Origin of the sequence: Georgenia subflava, from assembly GCF_009193155.1 — a bacterium.
GTDB lineage: Bacteria > Actinomycetota > Actinomycetes > Actinomycetales > Actinomycetaceae > Georgenia > Georgenia subflava.
Map to the genome: position 1 here is coordinate 189,186 of NZ_VUKD01000004.1, position 23,367 is coordinate 212,552.

General features: G+C 72.9%; 25 protein-coding genes. 8 read left to right on the top strand and 17 right to left on the bottom strand.

Annotation, left to right across the window (positions count from 1 at the left end; translation table 11 throughout):
* Positions 1 to 33: 33 nt before the first annotated feature.
* Both GD748_RS14265 and GD748_RS14270 read left to right on the top strand, forming a co-directional pair.
* Positions 34 to 846, top strand: a complete 813-nt coding sequence (locus GD748_RS14265) for an SDR family NAD(P)-dependent oxidoreductase (RefSeq protein WP_152195888.1) — start codon at positions 34 to 36, stop codon at positions 844 to 846.
* Between the two features lie 11 nt (positions 847 to 857).
* Positions 858 to 2,111 carry an enolase C-terminal domain-like protein gene (locus tag GD748_RS14270; RefSeq protein WP_152196216.1) on the top strand — a complete coding sequence of 418 codons (1,254 nt, stop codon included), beginning with the start codon at positions 858 to 860 and terminating at the stop codon, positions 2,109 to 2,111.
* 107 nt (positions 2,112 to 2,218) lie between these two features.
* Here GD748_RS14270 and GD748_RS14275 read toward each other — a convergent pair whose 3' ends face one another.
* Together GD748_RS14275 and GD748_RS14280 are read right to left on the bottom strand one after the other, a co-directional pair.
* Positions 2,219 to 3,070, bottom strand: coding sequence for an SMP-30/gluconolactonase/LRE family protein (locus GD748_RS14275; RefSeq protein WP_152195889.1), 852 nt, complete (start codon positions 3,068 to 3,070; stop codon positions 2,219 to 2,221).
* Positions 3,071 to 3,190: 120 nt separating this feature from the next.
* A complete protein-coding gene (locus GD748_RS14280; protein WP_152195890.1) occupies positions 3,191 to 3,811 on the bottom strand; it encodes a hypothetical protein in 621 nt (206 codons plus the stop codon).
* A gap of 139 nt (positions 3,812 to 3,950) precedes the next feature.
* On the opposite strand from GD748_RS14280, the gene GD748_RS14285 reads away from it, so the two are divergent.
* From GD748_RS14285 to GD748_RS14295, 3 genes are all read left to right on the top strand, one after another.
* Positions 3,951 to 4,202 carry a helix-turn-helix transcriptional regulator gene (locus GD748_RS14285; protein ID WP_152195891.1) on the top strand — a complete coding sequence of 84 codons (252 nt, stop codon included), beginning with the start codon at positions 3,951 to 3,953 and terminating at the stop codon, positions 4,200 to 4,202.
* Positions 4,199 to 4,750 carry a hypothetical protein gene (locus GD748_RS14290; RefSeq protein WP_152195892.1) on the top strand — a complete coding sequence of 184 codons (552 nt, stop codon included), beginning with the start codon at positions 4,199 to 4,201 and terminating at the stop codon, positions 4,748 to 4,750. Before GD748_RS14285 ends, GD748_RS14290 begins: the two co-directional genes overlap by 4 nt.
* Before the next feature lie 80 nt (positions 4,751 to 4,830).
* Positions 4,831 to 5,025 carry a hypothetical protein gene (locus tag GD748_RS14295; protein ID WP_152195893.1) on the top strand — a complete coding sequence of 65 codons (195 nt, stop codon included), beginning with the start codon at positions 4,831 to 4,833 and terminating at the stop codon, positions 5,023 to 5,025.
* Positions 5,026 to 5,038: 13 nt separating this feature from the next.
* Here the strand turns inward: GD748_RS14295 and GD748_RS14300 are convergent, their stop codons facing one another.
* The 10 genes from GD748_RS14300 to GD748_RS14345 form a co-directional block, all read right to left on the bottom strand.
* Entirely contained in the window at positions 5,039 to 5,392 is a 354-nt protein-coding gene (locus GD748_RS14300; protein WP_152195894.1) for a nucleotide pyrophosphohydrolase, read from the bottom strand.
* Between the two features lie 117 nt (positions 5,393 to 5,509).
* Positions 5,510 to 6,007: a hypothetical protein gene (locus GD748_RS14305; protein ID WP_152195895.1), complete on the bottom strand. Its 498-nt coding sequence runs from the start codon at positions 6,005 to 6,007 to the stop codon at positions 5,510 to 5,512.
* Between the two features lie 375 nt (positions 6,008 to 6,382).
* Entirely contained in the window at positions 6,383 to 6,799 is a 417-nt protein-coding gene (locus tag GD748_RS14310) for a VOC family protein (protein WP_152195896.1), read from the bottom strand.
* Between the two features lie 201 nt (positions 6,800 to 7,000).
* A complete protein-coding gene (locus GD748_RS14315; protein WP_152195897.1) occupies positions 7,001 to 8,224 on the bottom strand; it encodes an ABC transporter permease in 1,224 nt (407 codons plus the stop codon).
* Positions 8,221 to 9,114 (bottom strand): ABC transporter ATP-binding protein, encoded by an 894-nt coding sequence (locus GD748_RS14320; RefSeq protein ID WP_152195898.1) that lies wholly within the window; start codon positions 9,112 to 9,114, stop codon positions 8,221 to 8,223. The genes GD748_RS14315 and GD748_RS14320 overlap by 4 nt, the downstream gene beginning before the upstream one ends.
* Positions 9,115 to 9,295: 181 nt before the next feature.
* Positions 9,296 to 10,147 carry a response regulator transcription factor gene (locus GD748_RS14325; protein WP_152195899.1) on the bottom strand — a complete coding sequence of 284 codons (852 nt, stop codon included), beginning with the start codon at positions 10,145 to 10,147 and terminating at the stop codon, positions 9,296 to 9,298.
* Positions 10,144 to 11,535, bottom strand: a complete 1,392-nt coding sequence (locus tag GD748_RS14330; protein WP_152195900.1) for a sensor histidine kinase — start codon at positions 11,533 to 11,535, stop codon at positions 10,144 to 10,146. The genes GD748_RS14325 and GD748_RS14330 overlap by 4 nt, the downstream gene beginning before the upstream one ends.
* A gap of 185 nt (positions 11,536 to 11,720) precedes the next feature.
* Positions 11,721 to 12,203 carry an SRPBCC family protein gene (locus GD748_RS14335; RefSeq protein WP_152195901.1) on the bottom strand — a complete coding sequence of 161 codons (483 nt, stop codon included), beginning with the start codon at positions 12,201 to 12,203 and terminating at the stop codon, positions 11,721 to 11,723.
* Positions 12,204 to 12,205: 2 nt separating this feature from the next.
* Positions 12,206 to 12,514, bottom strand: coding sequence for an ArsR/SmtB family transcription factor (locus GD748_RS14340; protein ID WP_152196217.1), 309 nt, complete (start codon positions 12,512 to 12,514; stop codon positions 12,206 to 12,208).
* Positions 12,515 to 12,795: 281 nt separating this feature from the next.
* Positions 12,796 to 14,091: an MGH1-like glycoside hydrolase domain-containing protein gene (locus GD748_RS14345; RefSeq protein ID WP_152195902.1), complete on the bottom strand. Its 1,296-nt coding sequence runs from the start codon at positions 14,089 to 14,091 to the stop codon at positions 12,796 to 12,798.
* 296 nt (positions 14,092 to 14,387) lie between these two features.
* Here GD748_RS14345 and GD748_RS14350 point away from each other — a divergent pair, with 296 nt between their 5' ends.
* The gene (locus GD748_RS14350; RefSeq protein WP_152195903.1) at positions 14,388 to 14,951 is read left to right on the top strand and encodes an SGNH/GDSL hydrolase family protein; all 564 of its coding nucleotides are present in this window, start codon (positions 14,388 to 14,390) and stop codon (positions 14,949 to 14,951) included.
* A gap of 5 nt (positions 14,952 to 14,956) precedes the next feature.
* Here GD748_RS14350 and GD748_RS14355 read toward each other — a convergent pair whose 3' ends face one another.
* From GD748_RS14355 to GD748_RS14375, 5 genes are read right to left on the bottom strand one after another with little or no spacing between them, the layout of a single operon-like run.
* Positions 14,957 to 16,180, bottom strand: a complete 1,224-nt coding sequence (locus tag GD748_RS14355; protein WP_152195904.1) for an MGH1-like glycoside hydrolase domain-containing protein — start codon at positions 16,178 to 16,180, stop codon at positions 14,957 to 14,959.
* A complete protein-coding gene (locus GD748_RS14360) occupies positions 16,177 to 17,229 on the bottom strand; it encodes a zinc-dependent alcohol dehydrogenase (RefSeq protein ID WP_152195905.1) in 1,053 nt (350 codons plus the stop codon). Before GD748_RS14360 ends, GD748_RS14355 begins: the two co-directional genes overlap by 4 nt.
* A gap of 9 nt (positions 17,230 to 17,238) precedes the next feature.
* Positions 17,239 to 18,168, bottom strand: coding sequence for a carbohydrate ABC transporter permease (locus tag GD748_RS14365; RefSeq protein ID WP_152195906.1), 930 nt, complete (start codon positions 18,166 to 18,168; stop codon positions 17,239 to 17,241).
* A complete protein-coding gene (locus tag GD748_RS14370) occupies positions 18,165 to 19,178 on the bottom strand; it encodes a carbohydrate ABC transporter permease (protein ID WP_152195907.1) in 1,014 nt (337 codons plus the stop codon). The genes GD748_RS14365 and GD748_RS14370 overlap by 4 nt, the downstream gene beginning before the upstream one ends.
* Positions 19,175 to 20,596 (bottom strand): ABC transporter substrate-binding protein, encoded by a 1,422-nt coding sequence (locus GD748_RS14375; RefSeq protein ID WP_152195908.1) that lies wholly within the window; start codon positions 20,594 to 20,596, stop codon positions 19,175 to 19,177. The genes GD748_RS14370 and GD748_RS14375 overlap by 4 nt, the downstream gene beginning before the upstream one ends.
* A gap of 308 nt (positions 20,597 to 20,904) precedes the next feature.
* Between GD748_RS14375 and GD748_RS14380 the strand changes: the two genes are divergently transcribed.
* Both GD748_RS14380 and GD748_RS14385 read left to right on the top strand, forming a co-directional pair.
* The gene (locus tag GD748_RS14380) at positions 20,905 to 22,212 is read left to right on the top strand and encodes an ROK family transcriptional regulator (RefSeq protein WP_152195909.1); all 1,308 of its coding nucleotides are present in this window, start codon (positions 20,905 to 20,907) and stop codon (positions 22,210 to 22,212) included.
* Positions 22,209 to 23,360 (top strand): Gfo/Idh/MocA family protein, encoded by a 1,152-nt coding sequence (locus GD748_RS14385; RefSeq protein ID WP_152195910.1) that lies wholly within the window; start codon positions 22,209 to 22,211, stop codon positions 23,358 to 23,360. The genes GD748_RS14380 and GD748_RS14385 overlap by 4 nt, the downstream gene beginning before the upstream one ends.
* The last annotated feature ends 7 nt before the right edge of the window (positions 23,361 to 23,367 follow it).

The window sequence follows — 23,367 nt, forward strand, 5'->3', positions numbered from 1 at the left end:
ATGCCGTTGCCACGCTCCGAGGAGCTGTCGCCCATGACGACCGAGCTGTCCTGGACGGGCCGCACCGCCCTGGTCACCGGGGCCGCGGCCGGGATCGGCGCCGCCGTCGTCGAGCTGCTGGTCGCCCGCGGCGCCACGGTCGTCGCCCTCGACCGCGACGGGGACGGCCTCGCCGCCGCCGCACAGTCCCTGGCGGACTTCCCGGGCGCCGTCGTGCCCATGGTCGCCGAGGTCACCGACGTCGACCGGCTCGCCGAGGTCGCGGACCGGGTCCGCACCGAGCACGGCGGCCTCGACGCCCTGGTCTGCGCGGCCGGCATCCAGCGCTACGGCACGGTGGAGTCCACCGACCCGAGCACCTACCGCGAGGTCATGGACGTCAACGTCGGCGGTGCGTTCAACACCTGCCGCGTCGGCGTGCCGCTGCTGCGTGCCCGCGGCGGCGGGGCGATCGTCCTGGTGGCCTCCGTCCAGGCCTACGGCGCCCAGACCGACGTCGCGGCCTACTCCGCCAGCAAGGGGGCGCTGGTGGCTCTGACCCGGGCCATGGCCGTGGACCACGCCGGCGAGGGCATCCGGGTCAACGCCGTGTGCCCGGGTTCGGTCGACACCCCGATGCTGCGCTGGGCGGCTGGGCTGTTCAGCGAGGACCGACCGGTCGAGGACCTGCTGGCCGAGTGGGGGCGTGCGCACCCGCTCGGCCGGGTCGCCCGTCCCGCAGAGGTCGCCGAAGCGGTGGAGTTCCTGCTCAGCGAGCGTGCCTCGTTCATCACCGGGACCGACCTCAAGGTCGACGGCGGCCTCACCGCCGGGCTGGCCGTCGCGCTGCCGGAGGCCGGGCGATGAGAGGGAGTGGACTGCGGATCGCGGACGTGCGTGCCACGACCGTCACCGTCCCCCTCCAAGCTCCGCTGCGGCACAGCAACGGGGCGCACTGGGGACGGTTCGTGCGCACGATCGTCGAGATCGAGACCGACGACGGCATCGTCGGGCTCGGCGAGATGGGCGGCGGCGGGCAGAGCGCCGAGGCGGCGATCGTGGCGCTGAAGGAGTACCTGGTGGGCCACGACCCGGCCCGCACCGAGACGCTGCGCTTCATGCTCGCCAACCCCACGGCCAGCCTGTACAACAACCGCACGCAGCTGCTGGCCGCCGTGGAGTTCGCCTGCCTGGACATCCTCGGCAAGCACACGTCTCTGCCCGTGCACGCCCTGCTCGGCGGGGCCGTCCGCGAGGAGGTCGAGTTCGCCTCCTACCTCTTCTTCCGCTACCCCTCCGCCGACGGCTCGGGGGAGGTGCGCGACCCCGACCAGCTCGTCGCGCACGCCCGTGACCTCAAGTCCGAGCACGGCTTCACCGTGCACAAGCTCAAGGGTGGCGTGTTCGACCCCGGCTACGAGCGCGAGGCCTACCGGGCACTCGCCGAGGCGCTCCCCGGCGACCGCTTCCGCTACGACCCGAACGGCGTGCTGAGCCCCGAGGAGAGCATCGAGTTCGCCCGCGGCATCGAGGACCTGCCCAACGACTACCTCGAGGACCCGTGCTACGGGCTGAACGGGATGCGCCGCGTCCGCGAGAACACCCCGATACCGCTCGCGACCAACACCGTGGTGGTGAACTTCGAGCAGCTGGCCACCAACGTCCTGGCCCCCGCGGCCGACGTCGTCCTCCTGGACACCACGTTCTGGGGCGGCATCCGGCCGTGCGTGCGGGCGGCCGGCGTGTGCGAGACGTTCCAGCTCGGCGTCGCCGTGCACTCCTCGGGCGAGCTCGGCATCCAGCTCGCCACGATGCTGCACCTGGGCGCCGTCCTGCCCAACCTCTCCTTCGCCGCCGACGCGCACTACCACCACCTGCGCGACGATGTCATCGAGGGCGGGAAGATGCTCTACCGCGACGGTCGGATCGCCGTGCCGGACACTCCCGGACTCGGGGTGAGTCTCGACCGCGACAAGGTCGCCGAGTACGCCGAGCTCTATCGCGAGCTCGGCCCCTACCCCTACGACCGCGACCCCGGCCGCGCCGGCTGGTACCCCATGCTGCCGAACCGCGACTTCGCCGACCCGACGGTGGCCGGTCGTCCGGCGGCGATGGACCGCGAGCCGTACTGACCTCGCCCCGCCGGCGGAGCGGTCGTCGGCGTTCGACCTGTGCGCGGGGAGATCTGCATGCCGACGGCGCTCCGCCGTCGAGAGGTGGTGAGCAGCGGGAGTCCACGTCAGCCGGCGAACGGGGCGACCGGCAGGCCTGGAACGTCGACCGGGACCCGGAACAGCGCCCCGGCGGCCGGGTGTGCGCTCGGACCGAGCCCGCCACGCGACGTCGTGACGAACAGATCGGTCAGGTCGGGGCCGCCGAGGGTGCATGCCGTCACGTGGGGGACCGGCAGCGAGATCCGCTCCAGCAGGCGTCCGCCATAGTCGTAGCGCAGGACCTCACCGGCGCCGTACACCGCGACCCAGATCGTGCCCGCGGCGTCCACGACCAGACCGTCCAGCTCGCCGTCGTCGCCCCGGCGGTCCACGAGCGGGCGCCTGTTCGTGATCCGGCCCGCGTCGACGTCGAAGACCTCGAGGAGACCGGTCTTGCTGTCCACGTAGTAGGCGAGCGACCCGTCCGGCGAGAACCCCATGCCGTTGGAGATCGTCACGCCGCCGAGCACCTGCTCGACGGCGAGCTGCGGGGTGATCCGGTACAGCGCCGCGGCGTCAGGGGCCTGGTCCCAGGCGCTCGTGCCCACGTAGAGGCTGCCGTCGGGTGCCGCGGTTCCCTCGTTCGTGCGGATCCCCGGCTCTGTGACCACGGGGACGTGTCGGGTCGGGGCGTTGTCGACGTCGTCGGCCAGCTCTATGCCGACCTCGGTGGCGACGACGTAGCCGCCGTCCCGGCGCGGGCGCACGACCGCGGCGACGCGGCCGACATTCATCCGGTCCACGCCACCGTCGGCGCGCAGCGTCAGCAGGTCGCCGACCAGCATGTCCACGAGACGGAGGCCGCCCCAGGTCGGCGACCAGACGGGGCCCTCACCGTGGTCGGCGACGACGTCGGTGATCTGCTCGGCCCTGCGCACCCACCCAGTGTTGCCCACGACCCGGCAGCCCACGACCCAGTGCCTACGACTCCGGAGCTCAACGACCGGAGCCGACAACCTGGAGCTGACGAGCTCGCGGCCACGTCTGCGAGCCGGGCTTCACGCCAGGGCAGTGAGCCGCGGGCGGAGCACGTCACGGTAGGAGTCGGAGTCCGCGACGAGCTCCTCGCTCGCGAGCAGGTCGGTGGGTGAGAGGTCGACGAACCATCGCCCCCGTACGGGGACGACCTCGAGCCGGTACGCGAACGGGTGCGCCCGTCGGCCGATGTCCCGCTCGATGTCCTTCACGAGGTATGTCTCGAGGAGAGCCACCTCTCGGGGGACCTCGGGGCCTCGGCGGGGTCGGTACCGGTTCGTCGCTCGCCAGCGCATCGCCGGTCGCAGCAGGCTGACCAGTGCCTCCATCAGATCCGGACCGATCGGCAGGAGATCGGCGTGGTCCGAGGGAGGCGGTTGGGAGCCGAGCTGTTCGGTGACGAACGCGCCGTACCAGGCCCGGCCCTGCGGGCGGTTCTCCAGAAGCGCGGACCACCACGCCGACCACTGCTCACCGAGGTTGGCCGAGTCCGCGGCAGCACGCGAAGACGGGACCGGCGGCGCGAGGCGTGGCACGTCGGGGCGGGCCGCAAGCCCGCAGGCGTCGCGCACGTAGAGCGCGAGCACCAGATCGTCGGGATCGCTGAGGGACATCTGCCAGCTGGGGCCGGTACCTCGGTGCATGCCCGGCAGTCTGCCGCACCGGCGAAGCGCTGCGCCTGCGGCTCCCTCCCTGCGTGGCCTTCTCGTTGCTGGGTGCCGGTCGCGGCGCAATGTCAAGAGTTCTTGACTTCAGATGTCTAGGATCGTTAACATCTCGTCCATGGTTCCGAGACAGGCCACGGCTGCAGCGGGCGGCACGAGCAGCCCCATCAGGCTGCGCCGTCGGGCACTGAAGCTCACGCAGGCGGAGCTGGCCGACGTCGCACAGGTGAGCCGGCAGACCATCATCGCGATCGAGCAGGGCGACTACGCACCGTCGGTCTTCCTCGCGCTGCGCATCGCCCGCGCGCTCGAGGCGACCGTGGAGGAGCTCTTCATCGAGGCAGGCACACACACCGGAGGAGAACGATGAGCCGCAGGCAGAATGCGCTGGACCGCGGGGTCGCGCGGCTGATGAGCCTGGACAGCCCCGTCTACGGGGACGAGCGCGAGCGTGGCGTCTTCATGGAGGCCAGCGCCTTCGGTGTCACGATCGGCATCTACGCCTCGCTCCTCGGCGCGGTGGTTGCCGCGGTTCTCGGCCAGCTCCTGCTGCCGGTGGTGCTGGTTCTGGCGACGTTCGTGCCGAGCGTGGCGGCCATGTGGTACGCCGGACGCCGCGGCGTCGAGCTGGAGGAGCTGGCCCGGCGGGGCAGCCTCAGGGACCGGCTCGTGCACACCTTGGTGGTCTTCGGCGCCCTCGTGCTCGTGCTCGCGTCGATGCTCTACACCGTGTTCACCGGACACGGGCTGATCGAGGTGCCGGCCGTGGAGCTGGAGGCGACCAGCGGTGTCCTGCAGAGCCTCGTCAAGGGCGCCCTCATCGGCGGGATCGGCGGCGGGATCGTCGGGGTCGTGATGACGGCCCGGAGGTCCCGTCGGGTCGCCCGCGATCGCGACCCGGTGGCCGACGAGGAGTAGCGCCCGGCTCCTCGCGCAGCGGTTGCCGGCGGCGACGATCGCCGCAAGGCTCGCACCGTTGCTGCAGCGGGAGGATGCCGATGCGCTGGTCGCGCGTGATCGCCGGGGTCGTGCTGGTCACCGTCGGTGCGGTCTGGACCCTGCAGGGGCTCGGTGTCCTGCCGGGAAGCGTGATGACGGGAGTGACTCTCTGGGCGGTCCTGGGTCCGGTGGTTGCTCTCGTGGGTGTGGCTCTGGTCCTCACCGCGCGGCGGCGGGACCGGCCGGGGCGGTAGGTGCGCCGACCCGTTACGGCAGCTCCGTGTACTTGGCGTTCGAGCCGCGCGCCAGGTGGGCCGGGTACTTCTCGGCGTTCTTGGTGATCTTGGCGTTGACCGCCTCGTCGAGGTCGATGTCGAGGGCGTCGGCGATGCCGAGCAGGTAGGTGAAGACGTCGGCGATCTCGTCGGCCAGCGCCTCGTGCCCCTCCGCGGTCCGGGCATGTTCGAGAACTTCCTCGTCGGTGCGCCACTGCACCACCTCGGCCAGCTCACCCACCTCGCCCACCAGGGCCAGCACGAGGTTCCGTGGGGTGTGGAACTGCGCCCAGTCGCGCTCGTCGGTGAAGTCGCGCAGGCGGGTGAGCACGTCGGAGATGTCCATGCGGCAGGTCTACCGCACGCGACCGCCCCGCGACGTATCGGTCGCGGGGCGGGAGCTTGAACGGCGACGCTGGCGGGCCGGGGAGCCGAGTCTCAGTGGCCCGGGTCGAGCCGAGCGTCAGTCGGCCGAGCCGGCGGACGGGGCGGAGACGGCCGAGGCGGCGCTCGCCGGCGAGACGGGCGACGGGGCGGACTGGGCGGAGACCGGGCTCGGGGCTGACACGGGGCTCGGCGCGGAGACCGGGCTGGGCGCGGAGACGGGGCTGGGGGCCGACTGCGGCGTCATGGGGCTGGGTGCGGAGACCGGGGTGGGGGCCGACTGCGGAGTCATCGGGCTCTGGGCCGAGACCGCGCTGACGGCGGTCTGGGCGCTGACGGCCGAGACTGCTGTCGTCGCCGAGCCCGCCGTGGTGGCTGCCGGGTCAGTGGCGCGCTCGTCCATGGTGGCGTCGGTCAGGAGCGCGTCGCCGGGCAGGTTGAGCTCGGCCTTGGGGGCGTCGGTGGTCTCGTCGACCGGTGCGGGGTTGTTGGTGTCGGCCACGGCCGCGCCCACGCCGCCGACGATGGCGACGGCGCTGAGGGTTCCGGTGGCGATCCAGAACTTGCGAGACTTCATGGTTCCTCCTGTCGTGGTCGGACCGGGTGTGGTCCGTCGGGTTCCTGATGACCACAACTCTGCCCACCGATGGTGAGACGACGAGGAGGAGCAGATGACAGACCTCTCATCTGCGGTCGGTCCGGACGCACGCACGGCTCGGCGTGCCGGACCGACCCGTTGCGCACGCCGGCGACAGCCGTTCGTCCCGGATCTGCGCAGGTGCGGACGGGCGCCGGTCGGCGACGCCCGTCCGCGGCTGTCATACGGCCGGTTGGCCGTGGGCCCACGGCTCTCGTGCGGCTGGTACCGCGGCCCCGCGGCCGTCGTGCGGCTACTGCTGCGGCCCCGCGGCCCTCGTGCGGCTACTGCTGCTGCCCCGCGGCCCTCGTGCGGCTACTGCTGCTGCCCCGCGGCGTTGATCATCCAGGTGATGCCGAACTTGTCGACGAGCATGCCGAAGGTGTCGCCCCAGGGCGCCTTCTCGTACGGCATCGTGACCGTGCCGCCGTCGGACAGCTTGTCCCAGTAGCCTCGAAGCTCGGCCTCGTCGTCGCCGAAGATGGCCACCGAGTGGCTGCCTCCCTCCGAGTACTCCATGCCGCTCGGTGTGTCCGAGGCCATCAGCGTCATGCCGTTGTCGGTCTCGAGCTGCGAGTGCATGACCTTGTCGGCCTCGGCCGGGTCCTCGCTCGCCTGGAATTCGCTGAACGTGCTGACGTCCAGCGTTCCGCCGAGGACGCTCTGGTAGAACTCCATCGCCGCCCTGGCGTTGTCGCGGAACCCCAGGTAGGGGCTGAGTCGTGCGGGCATCGGAACCTCCTTGTTCGGGGACGACCTGCGCGTTCATCTTTGCGCCTTGCCCGCTGCCGACGCCAGCCCCTTTCTGGCCTCCGGCAGCGCAGCCTGCGCTGGCCTCCGGCAGCGCGTCCTGCGGCTGACGACGATCCGCACGAGCCCGGACACGACCGTGCGGCCGGTCCCCGCGGACCGGCCGCACGTCGTGCTACCCGCTCAGGCCTCCAGCCGCATCGCCTGTCGCCAGGTCAGGGCGGTGCCACCCTGCATGACCGCGCGCTGGTAGATCCGCTCGCCCAGCCGCAGCAGCAGGTAGGCGACGACCGCGGTGACGCCCAGGGACACGATCGGCTCCCACGCCGCCACGTCCTCGGACAGCAGCCGTACCGGCATGGCGACGGACGAGACCACCGGCACGTAGCTGGCCACGGCCAACGGCGTCCCGGTGGCGAAGAGCCCCACGAACAGCGCCACCATGATGACGGTGATGACCGGACCGGTGTTGGACTGCAGGTCCTCGCTGCGGCTGGCCAGCGAGCCGAGCACCGCCCACACCGCCGCCAGCGCCGTGAATCCGACCACGAAGAACGCGATGAACCACCCGGACGCGCCCAGGATCCACCCGATATCCGCGGCCACGTCCATGACGTTCACGGCCACCAGGGCGACGACGGCGTACAGCGCGATCTGGGCGAACGCGAGCAGCGAGTTGCCCAGCACCTTGCCGTAGAGCAGCTGACGGATCGGGATGGCGGTGGCGAGGATCTCCACCACGCGGTTCTGCTTCTCCTCGAGCACGGAGTTGGCGATGGTCATCCCGAAGACGATCGCCGCCATGTAGAACAGGAACGCGAACGCGAACCCGATGATCGAAGCCATCGTGGCGCGCCCGGCGTCGTCGTCGAGGAGCTCGGTGCTGACGGCGGAACCGGCGGTCAGCTCCTCGACGGTGAGGCCGGCGGCACCGGCGTTCTCCATCAGGGTCGCGTTCTCGACCTCCTCGGTCAGGGTGGTCGACAGGGCTGAGCTGATCTCGCTGAGCCCGAGGAGGGTCCAGCCGTCGGGGCCCTCGAGCAGCGCGACGTCGGCGTCCTCGGCGAGCACGGCCTCTCGCGCCGCGTCCTCGGAGCCGACCTCCGAGATGGTCAGGGCGTCGCCGTCGGCCGTGATGGCCTCCTCGCCGGCGGCGACGATCTCCGCCGCGGCAGGGGTGGCCACGGCCACCGTGTGCTCGGTGGTGCGCCCGCTCATCCACGACGAGAAGACGACGCCGGCGGCGATCAGCACCAGGGTCAGCGCCGTGGAGAGCATGAAGTTCCGGTCCGTCAGCTTCACGATGATCTCGCGCGTCGCGACGACGAGCCACGGGTGACGGACCGAGGTCTCGACGCCCACGGTCGGGCTGCCGGTCGGGGTCGGGGTCGGGGCGGTGGTGGTCATCGGGTGACCTCCCGGTAGATGTCGGACAGGGACGGCTCCAGCGGGGTGAACTCGGTGAGCCCGTGGCCCACGGCCCGGGAGAGCACCCGCTCGTGGGCGCCGTCGGCGAGCTCGACGACGGCGGTGGAGCCGTCGACGTCGAGGACCGTCACGCCCGGCTCGTCGCGCAGCCAGCCGGCGTCGGGCACGGTGGCGATCCGGTGGCGGCGCGGCCCGCGCGAGCGCAGCTCCTCGCTGGTCCCGGCGGCCATGACCTTGCCGTCGGAGAGGACCACGAGGGAGTCGCACAGCCGGTCGACGAGGTCGAGCTGGTGGCTGGAGAACAGGACCGGGACACCCTCGCGGAGCCGGTCGCGCAGCAGGTCCACCATCGAGTCGACCGCCACGGGGTCCAGCCCGGAGAAGGGCTCGTCCAGGACGAGGGCGGTGGGCCCGTGCAGCAGCGACGCCGCGATCTGCACCCGCTGCTGGTTGCCCAGCGACAGCGACTCGAGCTTGTCCTTGCCGCGTCCGCCGAGCCCGAAGCGCTCCAGCAGCCGGGCGGCCTCGGCGGCGGCGTCGGACCGGGTCATCCCGCGCAGCTGCCCGAGGTAGACGAGCTGGTCGAGGACGGGCTGCTTCGGGTAGAGGCCGCGCTCCTCGGGCATGTACCCGAAGCGGGAGCGGTCGTGCCCGGTGATCGGCCGGCCGCCCCACAGGACCGTGCCGGAGTGGATGACCAGCACGCCCATGATCATGCGCATGGTGGTGGTCTTCCCGGCACCGTTGGCCCCGACGAACCCGGTCATCTTGCCCGGCTCGACGACGAACGAGACGTCGTCGACGGCGGTCTTCTCCCCGAAGCGTCGGGTCAGGCCCCGGACCTCCAGGGCCGGTGGGGACTGCGGCATGTGCTCTCACGTCCTTGTCGATGGTTCGGACCCGCGGGGACCGTGGCCCCCGCGGCCGCCGGGCGGCCCTCCTCCGACCGGCTGCCTCGAGCCTATGAAGGGGCACGACGGCGTCACATCGGCCGGGCGGTTGATCCTGGCGGCTCCGTCCTGCGGGGGAGGCCCTTGTGGGGGAGGCCGTTCAGGCTCGGCCGGCCAGGCCGGTGCGGTAGGCGAAGACCACTGCCTGGACCCGGTCGCGCGCACCGATCTTCGTGAGGATGTGCGAGACGTGCGTCTTGACGGTCGCCTCCCCGACGAAGAGCTCGCTCGCGATCTCGGCGTTCGAGCGGCCGTCGGCGAGCAGCACGAGGACCTCGCGCTCGCGGGCCGTCAGCGGGTCGACCATCGGCGCAGGGCCGGCCGGTCGGGCGGTCCCCGGCGACGGCGCGTGCGATGGGGATCCGGCCGGAGCACCCGACGCCGGTGTGGCGGGGCTGCCGCCGGTCGGGCCACCCGCGCTGGTCCCCCAGGCGGCGCCCGACGTGGCCGAGCTGCCGGCGGTAACCGCCGAGCCGCCCGAGGTGCCGATCGCCGAGCCGCCGGCCGCACCGGCGGCGCCGGCCGTCCCCTCGGCCACGAGGCGGGCGATGACCTTGACCGTGACCTCCGGCGAGAGCAGCGCGTGCCCGCCGGCCACCGCCCGGATGGCGGCGACGAGGTCGTCCGGGTCGGCGTTCTTGAGCAGGAAGCCGCTCGCCCCGGCGGCCAGGCCGGCGAAGAGGTAGTCCTCGCGGTCGAAGGTGGTCAGGATGATGACCTTGGCGAGGTCCGCCTCGACGACGCGCTGCGTGGCGGCGATCCCGTCGAGCACCGGCATCTGCACGTCCATCAGCACGACGTCGGCGCCGACCTCGGTGAGCAGGTCCAGCGCCTGTGCGCCGTCGGCGGCCTGCCCGACGACCTCGATGTCGTCCTCGACCGACAGCACCATCGCGAATCCGGAGCGGACGAGCGCCTGGTCGTCGACGATGAGCACTCGGACGGGGTTCATGCGGTCTCCCTCTCGAGGGCGCGGACGGTGAAGCGGGCGCGCACCCGCCAGCCGGTGCCGGTGCGGCGCGGACCGATCTCCGCCTCGCCGCCGTGCAGCGCCACCCGCTCGGAGACGCCGCGCAGCCCGAAGCCGGTACCTGCGGTGCCCGGCCGCGGCCGGCCGTCGTCGACCACCTCGACCTCGACCCACCGAGACGGCTGCGGCGAACCGGCGTCCGCGGTGGAGGCGGTCGTGCCGGTTCGCACCGTGACCGACGCGCTGGTCGCCGTGGAGTGCCGGACGACGTTCGTGAGCGACTCCTGCACACAGCGGTAGATCGACAGGGCCAGCGGCTCCGTCACCCGCTCGAGGTCGTCGGGGTGCTCCTCGTGGAGGGTGAGGTGGACGTCCAGGCCGCGCTCGCGGTGGTGGCGGGCGAGGTCGGCCAGGTCGGCGAGGCCGGGCTCGGGCGCGCGGTCCTCCCCGCCGGTGCGACCGAGCGACGTCTCGCTGCGCAGCACCCCCAGGAGCGAGCGCATCTCGCCGACGGCCTCGCGGCTGGCGGACTCGATCGTGCGCAGCGCCCCCTCGGCCGCCTCCGGTTTCCTCGGGAGGACCTTGCGGGCCGCCCCGGCCTGCACGCCGATCACCGAGACGTGGTGGGCGACGACGTCGTGGAGCTCGCGGGCGATCCGCAGACGCTCGTCGACGACGGCGCGCCGCGCGAGCTCGTCCGCCTGGTCGGAGATCTGCTCCGCCTGCTCCGCCAGCCGCACGCGCTGCAGCGCGCCGCGCCAGGAGCTGCGCCCGATGAGGATGGCGCCGCCGAAGTAGGCGAGGTTGATCAGGGCCGTGAACAGCACCGCCGCGGCGAACTGGGGGACCGGGCCGGCCGGGTCGGCGTTCATGAACTGGTCGGCGCCGCTGCTGATGGTGTACATGACGACGAGCCACAGCGCCATGGTCAGCAGGACGACGCCGATGGCGATCCACAGCAGGCGGCGGTCCCGGGCCCAGGCGACCGCGGCGTACAGCGCCGCGAAGTAGGCGGCCTGGAACATCAGCGACGTGCTCGCCTCGGGGCTGACGTAGGACAGGCCGAGGAAGAGTCCCGAGGACACCACGAGGACCAGGACCGGTCGGCGACGGCGCAGGGCGAGCGGCGCGACCATGAGGGCCACTGCCACGTACGCCCGCCACGCCTCCTCGCCCTCGATGCGTGCGCCCATCGACTTCGTCAGCACGACGGAGACGATGGCGACGGCGACCAGGCCCACCGCGGCGATGACGTCGTCGCGCTGCTGGCGGGCGGTGGGGGCCGGCCGTTCCCAGAGCGGGTCGAGGGGGTCGTTGAGCCACGCGGTCAGGCGCGTCGCCAGCGGTGCGCGGGCAGGCTCGGTCGACATGGTGACCCAGCCTAGTTGTGGCACCGGCGGGTCACGTCCGTCGCGAGGTGGACGACCTGAGAGGGAGAGCCGCCCGGTGCGGCTCCGCGGCGACCGCGCCACGACACGACGACCGCTACTGGTGCACCAGTAGCGGTCGTCGTGTCGTGCAGCGGTGGGTCCGGGGGAGGGGAGCCCCGACCCGGTCAGGCCGCGACCGTCTTGCCGAGCAGCTCCTCGAGACGCTCGTACCCGTCGCCCATGCCCTCCTCCATGCCGGACTGCGCCATGCCGTCGCGGGCCTCCACGCTCGGGTAGACGGAGTGGCCGACGATCTTGCAGCGGCCGTCGCCCAGGTCGTGGAAGGTCATCGACTCGATGCTGACGACGTCAGGGTAGCCGTGGAACTCGAACGTCTGGATGGCGAACTCGTTCTCGCGGACGGTGTGGAAGACGCCGCTGAACTCGTAGGACTCGCCGTCGCGCGTGTGGGTGTAGCGGTAGCTGCCCCCGGTGCTGAAGTCGTAGTGGTCGACCGACATCTCCATGCCGCGCGGGCCGAGCCACTGACCGATGAGGGCCGGGTCGGCATGGGCGCGGAAGACGTCGGCGACCGGGAAGTCGAACTCCCGCTCGTAGTCGATGAAGGGCAGGCCCTCCGGGACGGTGACGTTCAGTGCGTTGCTCATGATCACTCCTTCGGGATGTGCTTGGTGCTGTTCTCCAGCACGGCGTCGAGAGTGCGGAACTGTGCCTCGCGGACCAACCGGTAGCGGTCGATCCACGCGGTGAGGGCCTCCAGCCGTGCGGGGTTCAGGTGGACGGGCCGCCGCTGCGCGTCGCGCGTGCGCGTGACGAGCCCGGCGTGCTCGAGGACCTGGATGTGCTTCGAGATCGCCTGCTTGCTGATCTCGAAGGGTTCGGCGAGCTCGTTGACGGTTGCCGACCCCCGGCTGAGCCGGGCGACGATGCGGCGGCGCGCCGGGTCGGCCAGGGCCATGAAGGCCCGGTCGAGCAGCTCGTCGTCGAAGGATCGGTCCACCGTTATCAACCTTCGCCTTGATCAACCATGTGATTGACAACCAGAATGCTCCAGGCGTCGTGCTGTGTCAAGGACCCCCGCGCCAACCCGCCGTCGGCCAGCATCGGTGAGGAAACGGTGCGGCTATCGCACCGATCTCTCACCAATAACGGGCAGGCAGGCGAGTGTCTGAGGTCGTCGTCCTGGCAGTGCACGGCGCCGGGCTCTGGGACGAGCAGGGCGACGGCGATCGCCGTCCGTCAGGAGGTCGCCTGGCGAACCGCGACGTCGATGGCCATCGCGGCCGTCCAGCTGAACTTCCGGGTGCCGTGCGGAGCCCCCGTGGCCGGGTCGACGTACTCCGGGAAGTCGTGCTCGAGCGCCAGGTCGCGCAGGTTCTGCTCGAGCCGGTCGGCGGTGCCGGGCTCCCCGTGCAGCCGCAGCCCGTGCGCGACCAGCCACGTCATGTTGAACCACGCCGGCCCGCGCCAGTACTGTCCGGCGTCGAAGTCCGCCGCGGTGACGTCGTAGCTGGGCACCATCAGCGCGCCGCCGCCGAGGAACCGCGGGCCGAGCGCCGTCGCCACGAGCGTCGTCGCGCGGGGCAGCCGGGGCAGCAGCAGCGGTGTGAGGCCGGAGACCGTCGCCCTCCGCACGAGCGCACCGGTCGTGACGTCCCGCGCGACGTGCAGCCCGAGGGCCGGCTCGAACAGCGCGTCCAGCGCGTCCGTCACCTCCTCGTGGTGCTCCCGGTGCGGTCCCGGGTCCGCACCGACGACCCTCGCGAGCTCGGCGAGCGCCAGCTCCGAACGTGCGAGCAGCGTGTTGACGGTGGGGTCCTCCAGGAGGAACGGCAGATCGTCCCGGTCCTGGCAGTCGCCGTCCCGGTACTGCTCCGCGAGCCAGAAGAACCGGCCGTACTCCTTCGCGCTGGGGCGTTCGCCGGCGGAGGCGTGACGCAGGTCCAGCCGGTCGACCTTGTGCCGGGGCGTGTCGGGGAGCCGGGCGAGCGCCTCGTCCCACAGCGGGGAGTTGTCCATTCCCGACTCCCACGGGTGCACCACGCACGCGAGCGGGCTCCTCCCGAGAGTGCGGCGACCCGTCAGGTAGTCGTGCCACGCCACCAGCGGTGGGTAGACCCGTCGGGCGAAGTCGGCCGCCCGGTCGGCGTCGGGATCGGCGCGGTACACCTCCCACGCCGCCCACGCGTGGTTCGGGGGCTGCACCAGCCCTGCGGTCGGTACCGACGGCGTCCCGGGCAGCTCGTCGGAGCGCCAGAACGTGGCACCGGGTGCGTAGTCGTCGTCGCGCCGGGGGTCGTAGACGATCTGCGGGATGCGGCCGTCCGCCCACTGCCCGGCCAGCAGCGACTCGAGCTCCTGCTCCGCCCGCTCCGGGGAGCGGTGCCGCAGCCCCATCGCGATGAAGGCCGAGTCCCAGCTCCACTGGTGCGGGTACAGCCCGGTGGCGGGCAGGGTGTGGGAGCCGGTCCAGTTCCGGTCGAGGACGGCGACGGCGGCACGCACCACGGCGTCGGCGTCCGGACGCCCGCTCACGACGACCACCGCCGCCCGGCGAGCATCCCGCGGGAGCGCCGCGCTCCGAGCCGAGGCCCGGCGCGGAGCATCCCGCGGGAGCGTCGCGCTCCGAGCCGAGGCCCGGCGCGGAGCATCCCGCGGGAGCGCCGCGCTCCGAGCCGAGGCCCGGCGCCCGACGTGGCCGGGAGAGAACCGCCGCACCGCCCGCGGGTCGCCTGGTGGGCCGGGCCGGGGTCCCGAAGCGCCCCAGGCGGTGCCCCGGTCGGGCCGTAGACTGGCCGCCCCGTCCTGACCGAGCCACCGAGGAGCCCGGGATGTCCGTGCTGGTCGCCTACGGGCACTCGTGGGTGGCCGGCACCGGAACCTCCGACCGCTCGCTGGGCCTGGTGGAGGTGGCCGCCCGGAGCCTGGGTCTCACGACCGACAACCGGGGCGTGAGCGGGACCCTCAGCACCGAGACCGCCCGGCTCGCGGCCGAGGGGGTTCCCCACGGGGACCTGTACCTCGTGATGACCGGCCTGAACGACGCCCGTCTGCACGGCGCCGATGCGACCGCCCTGGACGCCTACGCGGGTGCCCTGGACACCATCTTCGACGCCGTCACCCGGGCGAACCCCGTCGCGCCGGTTGTCGCCGTCGCCCAGCCGTACCTGCTCGACTACACCGGGCACGCGCCGCACGACCGCGGGTCCGACGAGATCCTCGACGCCTACAACCAGACGCTGCGCACCGTCGCCGGACGCTTCGGGGTGCGCGTCGCCGTCGCGGCCGGGTGGGACGCGGCCAGCATGCTGGCGGCCGACGCCGTGCACCCCGACGACGCCGGGCACGCCTGCCTCGCCGAGGCGGTGGTCGGCGTCCTCGACGGCGCCCGCTGAGCCGCTCATGCCCGTGCGTCCGGCGTCATGGCCAGGGCCAGCCCGGCCCACGTCTGCGGCACGGCGCCCAGCCCGCTGCCGTCCTCGGGGTTCCAGTACTCGGCGAACCCGCTGCGCACCGTCGCCGCCACGGTGCGCCGCCGCAGCCCGTCCGCGGCGGCGTCGCGCCCCCAGCGCCGCTGCGCCACCCAGAAGAGGTAGCTCAGCGGTGGCCACGCCGGCCCGCGCCAGTACGTGGCGGGGTCGTAGGCCGGGTGCCGGCGAGCCACGTTTGCCGGTCCGAACGCCGCCCCGAACCGGTCGGGGTCGTCGAGCTGGTCGAGAGCCGCCCGGGCCTTCTCGGCGTCGGCCGTGACGAGTGCCGGCATGGCGGCGTCGCTGGTCGGGATGCGGGCCGAGGGGCCGCCGCCCACGACCGGCAGGTCGGCCCACAGCTGTTCCTCGGGGTCCCACAGGTGCCGGTCGATCGCCTCCGCAAGCACCGCGGCACGCTCGGCCAGCTCGGCGTCGTCGAGCAGCGCCGCGAGCTCGGCGGTGTTGAAGGCCACGTACGCGTTGAACGCCGCCGGGCAGGACACGAACGCCGTCGACCACCGGGCGGCACCGTCCGGCCCGAAGCTGACGTCGTGCATGCGGTCCTTGTTCCAGGCGGTGCGCGCCGCCCGGTCGTAGTCCGCCGGGGTGCGGCCCGGGGCGCCCCAGTCGTCCCACCGGGGGGAGTGGTCGTTGCCGCCCTCCCACGGGTGCACGACGTAGACCAGGCCCTGGTCGGTCCGCCGCTGGTCCCACAGCCAGTCCAGGCCCTTGCGCGCGCGGCCCAGCAGCTCCTCGTCCGGCTCCGTGCCCGCCGCGGCGAGCACCCGGGCGGCGTGGGCGAACATCGGCGGCTGCGTCAGGGACGAGGTGTCCGCCAGCGGCCCGAGCCAGGTGTCCGGGCCCTGCCCGCCGTAGCGCATGTGCGGGACGAGGCCCGAGGCGAGCTGGCCGGCGAGCGTCGCCCGGAGCTCGAGCACCGCCCGGTCGTCGCCCAGCGCGGACCAGATGATCGCGTGGAAGCACGAGTCCCACAGCCACAGGTGCGGGTACACGTCCGGGTTCGGGACGCAGTAGCCGCGCTCCGCGTCCCAGTGGGCCTCCATCAGGGCACGGACGTCCGCGCGCAGCTCGTCCCGACCTGCCGGGGTCCCTTCGCCGCGCGGGCCCGACGGCGCCGGTTCGTCCGCGCTCATGCCGGTGCCCCGGGGAAGCGCAGGACCACCTGCAGCGTCCTGGCGCTCTGCTCGTCGAGGGTCCGGAAGGCGGTCGCGACGTCCGTGCACTCGACCACGTCGGTGATCAGGGGCGCGACGTCGACGGCGCCCGTGGCCACCTGGTCCATGAACACGGACACGAGCCGGGCGTGGTTCCACCGCGGGCCCAGCGGCAGCGGCGTGCCGCCGATCTGGCTGGCGACGATGTGGACCCGGTTGTGGTGGAACTCCTCGCCCAGGCGCAGCGCGGTCGCCTCGCCCTGGTAGAACCCGGCGGCCTGGACGCGGCCGTCCGGCACGACGCACCTGATCGCCTCCTGGAGCGCGGCGTAGCTGCCGGAGAGCTCGATCGCCGAGTCCGCCCCGACGTCGCCCGTGAGCTGCCTGACGGCGGCACCGGCACCACCAGCGACGTCGGGATCCACGGTCGCCCGCGCGCCGAGCTCTTCCGCGAGCCGGCGCCGGCCGGCGATGCCCTCGACGGCGATCACCCGGGCGCCGCTGAGCCGGGCGAGCTGGGTGGCGAGCAGCCCGATGACGCCCTGCCCGAAGATCGCGACCCACTCACCCAGCCTCGTCTCGGTGCCGAGGACGGCGTTGAGGGCGATCGCGCCCACCCGGGCGAAGACGCCGTGGATGGCCTCGGCACCCGTCGGGACGCGCTGGGCGCGGAGCGGCCCGGCGGCGACGACCGCCTCGGAGCGGTGGCCCCAGATCCCGAACACCGCGGTCCCGGGCGGCAGGTCCGCGACGTCGTCGGCGCACTCGACGACCTCGCCGACCTCGGAGTACCCCCAGCCGGACACCGGATAGCCGAACGTGGGGGCTCCCTCGGTGAAGATCCGGCGGGCCGGGTCCCACGTCTTGCTCAGGTACGGGTTCGAGCCGCGGTAGGCGGTGAGCTCGGTGCCCGCCGAGACCCCGGAGTACCAGGTGCGCACCCGCACGGTTCCCGGCGCGAGCGGCTCGCTCGCGACGTCGACGAGCTCGACCTCGCCCGGCGCGGTGAACTGCACGGTCTGGGGCATCGAGGCACCTCAGCCCTTCTCGGCGCCGGCGGTCAGCCCCTCGGTGAGGAGTCGCTGGGTGGCGAAGAAGACGATGATGATCGGCAGGGTGAGGATCACCGAGCCGGCCATCAGCACGGTCGTGGGGATCTCGATGCTGCCGGCGAGCTGGGACAGGCCCAGCGACACCGTCCAGTTCTCGCGCCGCTCGATGAGGAACAGCAGCGCGAACAGGAACTCGTTCCAGGCGATCATGAAGATGTACAGCCCGTTGGAGACGATGGCCGGCATCGCCAGGGGCAGGCTGATGCGACGCATCACGCCCAGGCGCGTGCAGCCGTCGATGGAGGCGGCCTCCTCCAGGCTGACGGGGATGGTGTCGAAGTAGTTCCGGAGCATGTAGATCGTCACCGGCACCACCTGGGCGACGTACACGAAGAGCAGGCCGAGCAGCTCGCCGCGCAGCCCGATGCGGGTGAAGAAGACGAAGAGCGGGATGGCCAGCAGGATGCTCGGGAACAGGTAGACGGCCAGGAACAGACCGCCGATCTGCCGCCGGCCGAAGAAGGCCAGCCGGCTCACCGCGTAGGAGCCGGGCAGCGCGACCAGCAGGGTGACGAACACGGTGCCGAGGGCCACCAGGGCGCTGTTGCGCATGAAGACGAGGAAGCCCTGGCCGCCCTCGGAGGTCGAGCGCAGCACCGCCGCGTAGCTTTCGAAGGTGATCTCGTCCAGCCCCACCCAGAGGGCGCCGGGGTCGCGCAGCACGGAGTCGAGCTCGCGGAAGGACAGGATCACCATGTAGTAGAAGGGGAAGATGCAGGCGAGGGCGACGACGGCGATCACCACCCAGCGCAGCACCCCGAAGACCCGGGTCTCGATGCGGTCCCGGGAGAACCGGGGCGGGGCCTCGGTGTCCGGTCCGCCGGACCGGCGCCGCGCGGCGACGTCGGTGCTCATCTCGCCTCCTTGTCCTGGCGGGTGACCAGCTTCAGGTAGATGCTCACGAGCACCGCGAGGATCGCCGCCAGGACCAGCGCCTGGGCGGCCGCGGCGCCGATGTCGCCGCGGGCGGTGAGGAAGTTGAACACCCGCACGGCGACGACCTCGGTCCCGGCGCCGCCGCCGGTCAGGAGGTAGATGTCGTCGAAGCTGTTGAACGTCCAGATGAACCGCAGCACCGTGAGCGTGGCGATGATGGGCAGCAGCTGGGGGAAGACGATGTACCGGAAGCGCTGGCTCACCGTCGCGCCGTCGACCTTGGCGGCCTCCTCGAGGCTGGCGTCGCTGGCCTGCAGCCGCGCGGTGATGAACAGGAAGGCGAAGGGGAACGAGCGCCAGCCCTCGAAGACGATGACGGTGAGCAGGGCGATGGGGACGCTCAGGTCCCAGCCGAAGATCGAGATCGCCTCCGCCCGCTGGGTCAGGAAGGCGATCGGCTCGTCCCACCCGAAGATGCGGGTGCCCCAGTGGTTGACGACGCCGAACTGGGGGTTGAGCATCGTCGACCACGCGAACGTGGCGGCGACGATCGGCGCCACGTAGGGGAGCAGGACGGCCGCCCGCACGATGCTCCGGCCGGGGAACGGCCGGCGCAGCGCCAGGGCGGCGACCAGGCCGCCGCCGATGGCGAGCGCGGTCCCGGCGACGGAGTACACGACGGTGGTGATCAGCGCCTGGAGGAAGCCGGGCGAGAGGAGCACGTCCGTGATGTTGGAGAGCGTGTACTCGCCGAAGACCCCTGCAGTGCTCAGGTTGATCAGCCGGATGTCCTGGAACGCCAGCATGATCGTCCACAGGATCGGCAGGATCACCATCACCAGGACGATGACCAGGGTGGGGGAGATCAGCGCGAGCCCTGCCCGACCCTCCGCACGCTCGGCACGCGAGCGCCGGACCCGCCCGGCCCGGCGCCCGCCGGCGGCGGCGGATCCGGGCGTGCCCTGACCCACCCCGCTGGAGGTGCTCATCCCAGTGAGTCCTGGATCGACTGCAGCGCGGCGGCGGCCTCCTCGGCGGCCTGCTGGGGGTCCGCCCCGCCGGTGGTGACGTCGCTGACGGCCAGCGCGACCGGGAGCTCACCGAGCGAGGCGCCGACGAGGTCGCCCTGCCCCTGGGTGATGCCCCACCGGTTCATGTCCTCGGGACCGGCCTGCAGCCGGCTGATGACGTCCTCGCCGTAGAAGTCCGTCAGCGGCGCCTCGGTGTCCACGCCCACCGGCAGGGTCGCCCAGGTGTCCGCGAACTCCGTCGGGTTCTCCTCGGTCCCCAGCCGGACCGGGACCTTGCCCTCGGGGGCGATGGCCGTCCAGTCGACGTAGCCGTCGCTGAGCATGTACTTCACGAACTCGACCGCGGCGTCGGTCTGCGCGGTGGCCGGGATCACCCAGTTGGTGATCTCCCCGAACTGGGCCGGCTCGTCGCCGTCGGGACCGAGGATGGCCGGCACGATGCCGGTGTTCTCGGCCAGGAACGCGGGGTTGTCGGCGCACTCCGGGCAGCTCGGCATCGCGTCGTTGCGCAGCCCGGCCATCTCGTCGAGGACGAAGGTCGACCAGATGAACATCGCGGCCTGGCCCGCGAAGTAGGTGGCGCGGACGGTGTCGACGTCCTGCCCGCCGGGCACCGAGTAGTTGCTGATGAGGTCCCCGTAGAACTCGAACGCCCCGACGCACGCGTTGCTGGCCATCGTGATCTCGCCGGAGTCGTCCACCATCTGGCAGCCGTTGCCGAGCGCGATGTGCTCGAAGGTCTGCTGCGTGAACGCGGCACCGGGCGTCGTCGCGCCGACGAAGCCGGCCACCTCGGGGCTGTCCAGTGCCTCCGCCGCGGCGAGGATGTCCTCGTAGGTCTCGGGCGCGTCCAGCCCGGCCGCCTCGAAGAGGTCGGTGCGGTAGAAGAGCAGCTGGGCCCAGGAGTCCGAGGGCACCGCGAGCTGCTGGTCGCCGTCGCGGGTGAGCTCCAGCGCGCGCGGGATCCAGGTGTCCTCGCCGAGGTCCTCGATGACGGCGGCGTGGGCGTCGGGGTCGCTGAGCTCGTTGGCCGCCAGGGTGCGCGTCTGCGCCAGCGAGATCGAGCCGATCACGTCGGGCAGGTCGCCCGCCGCCGCGGAGGAGGTGAGCACCTGGTTGAACTGGTCCTCGGGCACCCCGACCAGGTCGACCTCGATGCCGGTGGCCTCGGTGAACGCGGCGTTGATCTCCTCCTGCGCCGCGACCCGGTCCGGCAGGGTGTCCGCCGTCCAGACGGTGATGGTGCCGCTCGCACCGCCCTCGCCGGCGGTCTCTCCCGTCCCGCCGCCCTCCTCGCCCCCGCCGCTGCACGCGGCGAGCAGAGCCGCACCGAGCGTGGTGGCGACGAGCGCCGTACCGAACTTCCTGCGGTTCATCACGAGCTCCTTTGCGCTCTGTCGTGAGCACGCGGGTCGCGGCGTCCTGCGGGGATCCTTCGACCCGCTGGACCACTGGTCGTGGTCGGGTGACCGCCGTTGGTCGTGCCCGTTCCTGTACTGCCAGACGCTAAACCCATTCCGTTCAGCGGTCTACCCTCTTAGGCTAATCTGTTATACAAAAGTTGTGGGCGGTGACGACGTCGCACCCCTCACCGGTCGACGAGACCTTGCGACGGGCCGGGGCGACGCCGACCCCCGGCCGATCCGGTAGCTCGGGTCGCGGCGACAGGACTCGAGGGAGAGACATGTCCGACGGCACGGCGGAGACGCCACGGCGCGCGGGCCGCGCGACTGCCGTCCCGCATGGCGCAGCGGGCGCCTCGCGTGAAGCGGCGGCCGTCCCGCGCGGCGCGGCGGCCGGCCCCGCTGGTGCAGCGGCCGGGACGGACGGTGCGGCGCTGCTCGCACCCGGCCCGGGCGACCTGCTCGAGCTCGTGCGGCGCGAGGGCGCCCGCACCCGCGCCGAGATCCAGGCCCTGACCGGGCTGTCGCGGGTGACGGTGGCGCAACGCCTGACGCCGCTGCTCCAGGAGGGCCTGCTCCGGGAGACCGGCCCGCACGAGAGCACCGGCGGACGTCGTCCCCGGGGCCTGGAGTTCAACTCCGACCACGGCGTGGTCGTCGTCGCGGCCCTGGAGACGACCCGGACCCGTGCCGCCGTCACCGACCTCGCCGGCACCGTCCTGACGCATGCCGACCTGCCGGTCAGCGTCCAGGCCGGCCCGCAGGCCACCCTCGACGCCATCGTGGGAGCCTCCCGCGAGCTGCTCGAGAGCGACGCCGTCGGCGGGCGGGCCGTGCGCGGCGTCGGCGTCGCCCTACCCGGCCCGGTGGACCCGGCGACCTGGCGCCCGAGCGAGCCCCCGATCATGCCGGGCTGGGACGCCTACCCGGTCGGGGACCACCTCTCGGAGGCGCTGGGGGTGCCCGCCGCCGTAGAGAACGACGCCAACGCGATGGCGGTCGGCGAGCAGGCCGTGCGCCACCCACGGAGCCCGGCCCTGGTCCTGGTGAAGGTCTCCACGGGCATCGGCGCGGGCATCGTCGTCGACGGCCGCCTGTTCCGCGGCATCGACGGCGGCGCCGGCGACATCGGGCACGTGCGCCTCGTCGACCAGCCCGACGCGCTGTGCCGGTGCGGCTCGCACGGCTGCCTCGCGGCGTCGGCCAGCGGGTGGGCCGTGGCCAAGGACCTCACCGCGCTCGGGGTGCCGGCCGTCTCCGGCCGGGACGTGCGGGCCCTGCTCGCCGAGGGCAACCCCGCCGCGGCCCGGCTGACCCGCGAGGCCGGCCGGCTCATCGGCCAGGTGGTCGCCGCGGTGGTCAGCCTCGTCAACCCCGGCGTCCTGGTCCTCGGCGGTGACCTGGCCTCGACGCCGCTGCTCAGCGGGGTGCGCGAGACCCTCTACCGGCGCACCCTGCCGCGGGCCACCCGGCACCTGGAGGTCACGCTCGGGGCGCTGGGGCAGGACGCCGCGGTCATCGGCATGACGCGCACCGTGGTGGACCTCGTCTTCGGGGCCACCGCCGTCAACGAGCGGATCGGCCGGTGAGCTCCGGGACGGCGCCGGGCTCCGGGACGGCGCCGGGCTCCGGGGTGGCGCGGGGCTCCGGGACGGCACCGGGCCCCGGGGTGGCGTGGGGCTCCGGGACGGTGCCGAGCTACGGTCCGAGGTTCCCCGACGGGCCGCTTCCCCGCGTCGCGATCCTCGGCTGCGGGCAGATCGCACAGACCGCCCACCTGCCCGCGTACGCCGCGCACGACGTGGACGTGGTGGGCGTCTGGAGCCGGCGACGCGAGACCACCGAGACCGTGCCGGAGCGGTTCCCCGGCGTGCGGAAGGTCCACGCCTCCGTCGAGGAGCTGCTCGCCGACCCCGAGGTGGACATCGTCGACATCGCCACCCCCGCCGAGGGGCGGCTGGAGCACGTGGCGGCGGCGCTGGCCGCGGGCAAGCACGTGCTGGCCCAGAAGCCGCTGACGCTCGACGTCGAGGGCCTGCGGCCGCTGCTCGCGCAGGCGCGGCGGCGCGGGCTGCGGGTGGCGGTCAACCAGAACGGGCGGTGGGCGCCGCAGTGGCGGCTCGCCACCCGGCTGATCGAGGACGGCGCGATCGGCGACGTGGTGGGCGTGACCCACCTGCACGACAAGCCGCTGCCGCCGCTGGCCGGCACCCCCTTCGACGACGTGCCGCACATGCTCGTCACCGATTACCTGCTGCACTGGGTCGACATCACCCGGTGCTGGCTCCGCGGCAAGCAGGTCGCCACGGTGCGCGCCGACGACGCACGCGTGCCGGGGCAGCCGGCCGCGGCCCGCAATCCCTGGTCGGCTTCGGTCGAGGTGCGCTGCACCGACGGCGCGGGCGCCCTGCTGCGGATCGTCGGCGACGTCCGGACCAGGCACCCGTCCTGCCCCTTCTGGGTGCACGGGACCGACGGCACGCTGCGCGGCAGCATCCTCGGCCGCGACCACCTCGAGCTCGAGCGCGGGGAGACCACCACGCGCTACGCGCTGGAGGGCGCCTGGTTCGTCGACGGCTTCGCCGGTGTGATGGGCGAGCTGATGTGCGCCGTCGTGGAGGACCGCGAGCCGTCGAACTCCGCCGCCGACAACGTCGCCTCCCTGGAGCTGACGCTTGCCGCGCGAGACTCCGCGCAACGGGGCGGCGCCGTCGTCCCGCTGCCGATCCAGCTGTGACGGGAGC